Origin of the sequence: Pseudomonas karstica (assembly GCF_009707515.1) — a bacterium.
GTDB classification, from domain to species: domain Bacteria; phylum Pseudomonadota; class Gammaproteobacteria; order Pseudomonadales; family Pseudomonadaceae; genus Aquipseudomonas; species Aquipseudomonas karstica.
The window spans coordinates 1-1,759 of sequence record NZ_WLYI01000073.1 but is presented as its reverse complement, the minus strand read 5'-3'; the positions used below and the strand labels follow the sequence as shown (position 1 = coordinate 1,759).

General features: G+C 60.3%; 3 protein-coding genes. All 3 read left to right on the top strand.

Annotated elements, in window-relative coordinates:
* The coding region (locus tag GIR22_RS25735; protein WP_246208491.1) for a sugar nucleotidyltransferase at nt 1–426 on the top strand (426 nt) is incomplete at its 5' end.
* The gene (gene rfbC, locus GIR22_RS25730; RefSeq protein WP_154746085.1) at nt 423–968 is read left to right on the top strand and encodes a dTDP-4-dehydrorhamnose 3,5-epimerase; all 546 of its coding nucleotides are present in this window, start codon (nt 423–425) and stop codon (nt 966–968) included. The genes GIR22_RS25735 and rfbC, both read left to right, overlap by 4 nt.
* On the top strand, nt 965–1,759 hold a 795-nt coding region (gene rfbD, locus GIR22_RS25725; RefSeq protein WP_154746084.1), incomplete at its 3' end, for a dTDP-4-dehydrorhamnose reductase. The genes rfbC and rfbD, both read left to right, overlap by 4 nt.

Genomic DNA, 1,759 nt, shown 5'->3' with positions numbered 1-1,759 from the left:
AGCGAAGGCCGCGCCCTGTCCATCGAAGAGAAACCCGCCAAGCCTAAATCCAGCTACGCAGTGACCGGCCTGTATTTTTACGACAACGACGTGATCAAGATCGCCAAGGCGGTCAAGCCTTCGCCACGGGGCGAACTGGAGATCACCGACATCAATAACGCGTACCTGCAACGCGGTGACTTGCATGTAGAACGCTTCGGCCGCGGCTTCGCCTGGCTCGACACCGGCACCCACGACAGCCTGCTGGAAGCCTCGACCTATGTGCAGACCATCGAGCATCGCCAAGGCCTGAAAGTGGCTTGCCTGGAGGAGATTGCCTACGAGAACGGCTGGATCAATCGTGACTACCTGTTGGAGCGGGCCAAATACTTTGGCAAGACCGGCTATGGCCAGTACCTGTTCACGCTCGCCGGGGAAACCAAATGAAAATTACCGCGACCGAGCTGCCCGGTGTTCTGATCATCGAACCCAAGGTTTTTGGTGACGAACGTGGTTTTTTCTATGAAAGCTTCAACTCTCGCGCTTTTGAAGAGGCCACCGGCCTGAAGCGCGACTTCGTCCAGGACAACCACTCGCGCTCACAAAAAGGCGTGTTGCGGGGCCTGCATTACCAACTGGAGCACACTCAGGGCAAACTGGTCCGCGTCAGCGCCGGCGAAGTGCTGGACGTTGCCGTCGACATTCGTCGCAGCTCGCCCCATTTCGGTCAGTGGGTGGGCGTGCGCCTGTCTGCCCAAAACCACCGTCAATTGTGGGTACCGGAAGGTTTTGCCCATGGTTTCGTGGTGCTGAGCGAGTACGCCGAATTTCTTTACAAAACCACCGATTACTACCAGCCCAGCGCCGAGCGCAGCATTCAGTGGAATGACCCGACACTGGCGATCGACTGGGAACTGACCGAACCGCCACAACTGTCCGCCAAGGACCAGAACGGCAAACCCCTGCTGGAAGCCGACCTGTTCCCATGAGCACACCTCTGAAAATCCTTATCAGCGGCCAACACGGCCAGGTTTCCAAAGAGCTGCAACAACGGCTCCAGGGCCTGGGTGAGTTGATCGTGCTGGGTCGCGACCAGTTGGACCTGACCCAGCCTGAGCAAATCCGCGCGCAAGTGCGCGCCCATCGTCCCGGCCTGATCATCAACGCTGCGGCCCACACCGCTGTCGATCAGGCCGAAAGCGAGCCGGAAATTGCCTTTGCCATCAACGCCACGGCGCCAGGCATCCTTGCCGAAGAAGCCAAGGCCCTGGGCATCCCGTTGATTCACTACTCCACCGACTACGTGTTCGATGGCAGCAAAGAGGGGCGGTACACCGAAGACGACACTCCCTGCCCGCTGGGCGTTTACGGTCAAAGCAAGTTGGCCGGCGAACAGGCCATTGCCGCCGTGGGCGGTCAATACCTGATTCTGCGCACCAGTTGGGTCTACTCGACCCATGGCAAGAACTTCCTGCTGACCATGCAGCGCCTGCTGCAAGAAAAGCCGCAGATGCGCATCGTTGCCGACCAGATCGGTGCGCCGACCTGGGCCGGGACCATCGCCCACAGCACCCGGGCCCTGATTGAACGCTGGCAAGCGGGTCAGGCAGGCGACTGGGGGATTTATCACCTGACGGCACAGGGCGAGACATCGTGGTTCGGTTTTGCCCAGGCCATCGGCGAGCACCTGCGCGCCGAAGGCAAGGCCTGCGCCGAACTGGAGGGAATCCCTTCCAGTGCCTACCCGACACCGGCCAAGCGCCCCTTGAACTCGCGCCTG

Bases quoted from the DNA above. Each gene is read 5' to 3' on its own strand.
- rfbC (WP_154746085.1), top strand. From the start codon at position 423: ATGAAAATTACCGCGACCGAGCTGCCCGGTGTTCTGATCATCGAACCC.